This is a genomic window from Verrucomicrobiota bacterium (genome assembly GCA_037139415.1).
Taxonomy (GTDB): Bacteria; Verrucomicrobiota; Verrucomicrobiia; order Limisphaerales; family Fontisphaeraceae; genus JBAXGN01.
In genome coordinates, this window is the sequence record JBAXGN010000293.1 from 1 (window position 1) to 6,229 (window position 6,229).

Annotated in this window: 6 protein-coding genes; 2 read left to right on the forward strand and 4 right to left on the reverse strand. The window is 59.7% G+C overall.

Annotated elements, in window-relative coordinates:
* Nucleotides 1–32 precede the first annotated feature (32 nt).
* Together WCO56_28420 and WCO56_28425 are read right to left on the reverse strand one after the other, a co-directional pair.
* Nucleotides 33–3,248: a CHAT domain-containing protein gene (locus tag WCO56_28420; GenBank protein MEI7733528.1), complete on the reverse strand. Its 3,216-nt coding sequence runs from the start codon at nucleotides 3,246–3,248 to the stop codon at nucleotides 33–35.
* Nucleotides 3,249–3,262: 14 nt separating this feature from the next.
* The gene (locus WCO56_28425; protein MEI7733529.1) at nucleotides 3,263–3,700 is read right to left on the reverse strand and encodes a hypothetical protein; all 438 of its coding nucleotides are present in this window, start codon (nucleotides 3,698–3,700) and stop codon (nucleotides 3,263–3,265) included.
* 370 nt (nucleotides 3,701–4,070) lie between these two features.
* On the opposite strand from WCO56_28425, the gene WCO56_28430 reads away from it, so the two are divergent.
* A complete protein-coding gene (locus tag WCO56_28430; GenBank protein MEI7733530.1) occupies nucleotides 4,071–4,568 on the forward strand; it encodes a hypothetical protein in 498 nt (165 codons plus the stop codon).
* A gap of 21 nt (nucleotides 4,569–4,589) precedes the next feature.
* On the forward strand, nucleotides 4,590–4,976 hold the full coding sequence (locus WCO56_28435; protein MEI7733531.1) for a hypothetical protein: 387 nt from the start codon (nucleotides 4,590–4,592) through the stop codon (nucleotides 4,974–4,976).
* Nucleotides 4,977–5,086: 110 nt separating this feature from the next.
* Here WCO56_28435 and WCO56_28440 read toward each other — a convergent pair whose 3' ends face one another.
* Together WCO56_28440 and WCO56_28445 are read right to left on the reverse strand one after the other, a co-directional pair.
* Nucleotides 5,087–5,440 (reverse strand): hypothetical protein, encoded by a 354-nt coding sequence (locus WCO56_28440; GenBank protein ID MEI7733532.1) that lies wholly within the window; start codon nucleotides 5,438–5,440, stop codon nucleotides 5,087–5,089.
* Nucleotides 5,441–5,572: 132 nt separating this feature from the next.
* On the reverse strand, nucleotides 5,573–5,824 hold the full coding sequence (locus tag WCO56_28445) for a hypothetical protein (protein ID MEI7733533.1): 252 nt from the start codon (nucleotides 5,822–5,824) through the stop codon (nucleotides 5,573–5,575).
* Nucleotides 5,825–6,229: the final 405 nt, after the last annotated feature.

Here is a 6,229-nt window from a genome sequence, read left to right on the forward strand (position 1 = left end):
TTATGTCCGGGCTTCTTAAAAAAACTGCTTTTCTAAGTCCGACAGGCTGCTAGGCTTCGCTGGTAGGCGCCTTCCGCGGTGTCCAGGTTGCGGATGGCGGGAATCTGCATGTAGGCGTGGCCGAGGTTGGCGCAGGTGGTGGCTTCGCCGGCGGTGTCTTGGATGCGCTGGTACAATCGGATGCATTCCTCGTAAGCTGCCACGCAACCAGGATTATTCTGTTCACGCAGGATGTGGCACAGCCATTCCAGCGAGACGCCGAGCGAGCGGATGCGGTTGCGCTGGTTGGGGTCAAGGGCAGCGTCTGGCGGGAGGGCCAGGTCGGGGGCGGCTTGCTGGCGGTTCCAGGCGACACGCTCCTCCTGCAAGGCGGCGGCTCGGGGGAGGTCGCGGGCGTGGTCTTGGGCCAGACGGACTCGGTAGCCCATGATCAGGCTGTATTGGTCTTCCCGGCCGGAGATGGGGGCGTCGTCCTGGGTGCAGTAGTCGGGCGTGATTTCGGCGACCAGCCGGGACCATTCGGACAGGCGGCCTTGGTAGCCGTAGAGTTCGTCAAGCCCCTGCATCGCGGAAGTGACGGGATCCCACCAACCGTGGCGGCGGGCGGTGCGGCGGGCGTGCAGCAGGTTGGCTTCCTCCAAGGCGAGGAATTGGATGACCGCCCGGTTGCCCGCACAAAATTGGTCGTGGTAGTAGTTGCCCAGCGCGCCGATGGCTTCGACCCAGGCGCGCAGGGCGGCGGTGGCGGTCGAGCGGCCAGCCTGCCCATCGTAGTGCCGGGCGAACAGTTGGCGGAGGAACCACGGCAGCGCCGGATGGATGGTGTACCAAGTCCCGCCCAGGTGAGTCAGCAAGCCGGTTTCCCGTGCCCGGTCCAGCACACTGGTCAGGTGTTCCTTGGTCTTGCCCTTGAGTTCGGGCAGGGCGTGGTCGCCGACTGCTCCCGCCAACTGGAGGCTTCGTACATCCACCGTGCCTTGGAACAGGTGAAGCAGGGCGACGATGGGTAGTTCGTCGTCCTTGAAGGCGTGGCGGAAGCCGTAGTCGAGCGAAGCGCCGAGGGATTTGTCGCGGCCCTGGCGCTCGTCGGTGTCTTCGATGGCTTGCTCGCCACTGCGGATGGCTTCCACGAAGTTCGCGATCGGTTCCCGGCCGCTTAGCTTCATCCGGATGGCCTGACCGACGATGACGCGGAGGGTCAGCGGGTTGCCGTGACAGTAATCGAGCAGTGGCTGCCAGTCGGCGATTTCCTCGCGAGCGATCTTCCGCTCGGCGCCGAGGCTGCGGGCGAGGGCGGCGGCGGCGCTGCTTCTCATGCGGGGCATTTCCACGCGGTGCGGGATTCCGCCGAGCCACTCCTGTTCGTCGCGCCGGGAGGTGAGGAGGATTCGGGCTTGGGTGCCCTTGGCCATGACGATTTGCTTCAAGAAGTCGGCCAGTTCGGCTTGTTCGGCGGGCGTCCAGGCGGATTCGGTCCCGGCAGGGAAGCCGACGACCGGCTCGACGTTGTCCCAAATCCAAAGCACGGGAACTTGCTGGAGAATCTGGAGGACGAGGCGGCGGCGGGCGACGTTGTCGTTCAGGGCGTGCCACTCGATGCCGCCGGCTTGCAGGGCCGGGGCGAACACCTGGCCAATCTGGTTCAGCACGTTGGTCAGGTCGGTGTGGGTCTCGAAGGAGGTCAGCAGGACGGCGGGCTGGGGACCGAGGCCGCCGGTCTGGGCGTACCAGCGGGCGAACTCGACGGCGGTGGCGGATTTGCCCTGGCCGGCGTAGGCGTGCAGGAGGACGACGGGGTGGAGGTCGAAGGCGCGGTCGAGCAGGAGGAGGGTTTCGTCGCGGCCCACGAAGCCGGTGTCGGGGACGTAGCGGCGGAGCGCGGGATTGGTCTGGGCGGGGTCAAGTTCGGGGCGGTTGAGTTCGAGGCCGGGAGCGGCGGCTTTGGGCGGCAGCAGGTGGACGGGCATGGCTTCATAGACGACGGGCACGAACCAATCTTGCAACGTATGGCTCTGGAGGGTGACCCAACGGTCGGGATTGCGGGCAAGGTGCTTGCGGCCTTCGCTGGCGGCCTCGCCGAAGGGGCGGCCCTGGGCCAGCGCGGCGTAGAGCTGGCCGATGTATTGCGCGGCGGTGACGACGAAAACGCTGTATCTCATGCCGAGCACCGCGGGGATGCCCTGGTCAATGACGGCCTGGGCGAGCGAGCCGATGGCGCGGACTTCGTCGTGGACGTTCTCGAATGCGGAATGCGGAGTGCGGAGTGCGGAATCAGCTTGCTCGGGGGCGGTCTGCTTCTCGTGTTCGCCGGTGGCTTCGTGCATGGCGGATTGGCAGGCGTTGAGGACGAGCACGGGCACACCGGTGTCGTGGAGGAGTTTGCCGAGTTCGCCGCCGGAGACGGGGCGCAGGTTTTCCAGGCTGCCGGGATGCTCGAAGAGGAGATAGCCATGCTTGCCATTGTGCTTGCTGCCGAGCATGAGAGGGCTGATGGCCTTTACCCAGTCAGCCAGGGTGGTTTTGCTCAGATCCTCATAAACGCCGTGTCCGTCGAAGTGAACGATGTGGAAGGGGTGTCCGGCGGCTTTGGCGTCGGTGAGTACCTTCTGGAGTTGTTCGAAGGTGGGCGGGCGCAGGGCGGTGATGTCGAAGCGGGCGAGGTCTTTGCCCAAGTCCTGCAAGAGCCGGTTGGCCACGGCCCGGAGTTCGACGTCGTTTCGGCCGCCCGGCCGGCAGACGACGTAAAGCAGCCGGAGACGTCCGGCGGCGGCGGGCGGGACGGGAATGAAAGCAGTGTTCGGGTTTGACTGGACGCGGACGAAGGATTGGACACGCAGGGCGATGGCGGAATCGGACTGCGGGTCGCGCATGAGTTCCCACGGGATGGAAGCGGCTTCAGCGATACCGGTGGTGATTTCGATCCGCAAGTCCGCCAGATCATCGAGGATCTTGTCGAAAATACGTTGCACGTCGCGGTTGCCCTCAAGGATGCTCTCGTACAGTTCGATGCCCCGCCGCTTCATCCAGTCTTCGATCTGGTTGACCTGCACATCCTCGACGGCTACGGCGGCGGTGAGGTAGTCTTCCATGTACCAGCGAAGCTCCTCCTGCTCCGGATCGGTAAGGTTGAAGGCGATTGTGGCCTCGGCCGTGAGGTCTGCCTGACCGGGACGCTTCAGGAGGAGCCGAATCTTGTGCTTCTTGCCGGCGGCCGTCTGTCGGATTTGGAGTGTCGGGTGTTCAGCCATTTTCGTTTCCTCAGTCAGCCTTTCTTGGTCAAATTCGCGAACAGGTTGAGCACCGCGCCGAGCGGTCCTTGTTTGAGTTCGATCAATTCGGCTTTGAAGTGCCAGCGGCCGTCTTTGTCGCGTTCGATGACCGCCTTGGTCTTGAGCAGCAGGAGAACGCAAACCAAGGCACCGAGACCGGGATCGAAGGCGTAAGGCTTAGGCGCCGGTTCGGCGATGATGGATTCGATGGTGCGGGCTTGCGGCGCGTCCTGCGCCCACCAGACCAGGGCGGCACGCGCCAGGTCGGCGTCGCGGACACCAGAACTGGGTTCAACTCCGGTGGTCAGCGGTGGTAGAATTTGGGCCAATTGAGCGACATCGGGCACGTCCCCTTTCGGGCGTGCCCGGGCCAAGGCACGAAGCACGCGAAGCGCGGTTTCGTCGTCAAGGTGTTCGATCTCGATGGACATGTCTATTTCCTTTCGAATTCGGGGTCAGACATAGTTTTTCCTGTTTCCCATGACGCCTCCTTTTGGATCGTTCCCGAATAATTATGCCACGCCGCGGCATCCAAGAAAAAACCCTGCCACGATCCCCGCAGCGAATGCCATGGCAAATGGCCCATGGAAACTGGCATCTTGATTGGCTCAACATGGCGACAGGAAATCGGATTCAACGTTTAATGTCAAACAGAGAATGAACTATACTATGAATGAACCTTATTCCAACCATCGGCTTTCTGAGTTTCGGATTTTCCTGTCCAGCCTGTCTGTGTCTTGCCCCTCCGAATTTCCCTCCCGGAGGCAACCACCTTCCCTAAACCTGTGTTACGCTGCTCCCATGAATGGATTGAAAACGAATCTGAATCGAACAGTAACTTTGAACTGCGTGCGGCCAGGCCGGGCGGGCATCAATGGTCAGCGCCGTTACTGCAGTTTTCCCGGATCTTGTCCATCAGGCTCATTCTGTCCAAATATTTTCCCTATTCGCGTGATTGGCGTCAGTGGCGGGCTGCCGTCTTCGGCCGTATTCCATCCTGTCTTCATTTCTCTGCAAAAGTTTTCCGGGTTCGGTCTTCGAATTTATACTCTTGTGATAAAAAATTCATTCCATCACAATTTTATAACATTTTGTGATAAAAAATCGTTTTCATCACAAAAACATAACAATTCCGCTTTTGGCCTTCGGCCTTCCTTCGAATTTCGCGCTTCGGCCCAAATCAATCCGGTCAATCTTGTCCCCCCTTTTCGCGTGTTTGGCGTGATTCGCGGTTCAAATTCCCTTGGCTGTTCCCCTCAATTTGCAATCCTGTCGCCTCCTGACTCCTTCAGCCTTTAGCCCTTAAACTTTATACTTTTCATGCTCCGCTCCACCATTCGCCGCCATGTCCGCCGCATCGTCCGCGTTCTCCACCGGACCACCGCCAGCACCGCGCATTCCAGCCTCACCCGGCTGGCCACCCTCCGCGACCGCGCCGAATCCACCCTAAACCTCCTGCGCGCCAAGCCCCTGCCGCAGGACTTTGACACCCTGTTTCTCGACCACCTGAAACTCCGCCTCCTGGACTTGATTATGCAACCATCCCCATCACCCACCGTGATGATGAGATACTTTGAACTCTGGACAAAGTACCTGGCCAAAACCTCCAACGCTGATGTCCGTCCACCCTTGCCAAAGCATAACAGCGAAGCCGGCATTCGTCCCGAAACCTTCGCCTACATCGAGGAAAAACTCAAACTCATGTGATCATGACGTCTTCCTCCCGCGTCCAAAGGTCGCTGAGTTGCTATGGGGTGCCCCAGCGCTTATTTGGCTCGTTATTCCGGGCCGCCTCGCCTGCCGTCGTAACTGCGTCGCTACCGCGTCCCGCGTCCCACCGGGGCCGTGATGCCCATGCCCAGCAGCGGCAACAGATCCCGAGCCTCGGTTTCTCCATAATTAAAGATGGTGAACCCGCCGGTATGATTCTTCCGGCTGATCTGGATCTGCTCGATGACGCGGTCCGGCATCATCTGGTGGAAGGTGCTGATGCCGATGCCGGGATAGATCGGCACTTTCCCCGCCCACTCCACCTGCTGACGGACCATGTTTTCGAAGCTGGTGTTGCTGGGCGTGTAATCCATCGGGCAAAGGAAATCCACGTAGCCGCGGTCGCACCACAGTTTCCAATCCTGCCCGACGGAGTCACGGTCAGACCACAGTTTTCCCACTCGCACCCTTAAAAGTGAACTTCCTATGGTGATTAAATTAGGGGTAGTCGCCGACGTGAGTCGGCGCTAATATTTTACCCGTAAATACCGTGCGCAGTTTTGACTTTCAGGGCTGCGTCATTATTTACCGCTCTAATGGATCATCCAGCGTTTGGCGCGGGTGCGGCGGTCGAGGTAGGCGAGGAAGTCGATGACGGCGGATGTCGCGTCCTCCGGGATTTCAGCGGCGGGGATGGCACGGGCGAGCTGTGCGATGCGGTAGCTATCGTGGGTGCCTTGGGTGAAGTCGCGGGCAATCGCGCCCTGGGTGACGAAGAGCAGGAACTTTTCCTGACAGATGCAAGTGTTGTTATTCATAGTCGTTAATTCGTATTTTGTATTCATAATGTTCATCATTTCGGGGGGCAGCGTAGCAAAGGGGGGTAGGACAAATACGGTCCGACCATCAAAAAAGTTTGAAAAGATATTTCAGGGGAAAAAGGCCGGTAAAATGGGGATGGAACCTTGCGGAAAGATGAAACCGGCAGAAAAATATAACCGGAAGATTTGGGAGTTTGGAGTCAGGAGTTGGAACCTTCAAACCGCCAAACAGGCTAAAACCGCGAAAGCTGAAAGACAGAAGCTAGACGAAGACAGGATGAACAAGATGGACAGGATGGAATACGTCCGAAGCGCGAACACCGAAATCTGAAAGAACTTTTACAAAAATATTTTTGGGCAGGTGCGCTCGGAGAGGATGATCCGCTACGCGGATGATTTTGTGGTGTGCTTTGCCTATCGGCATGAAGC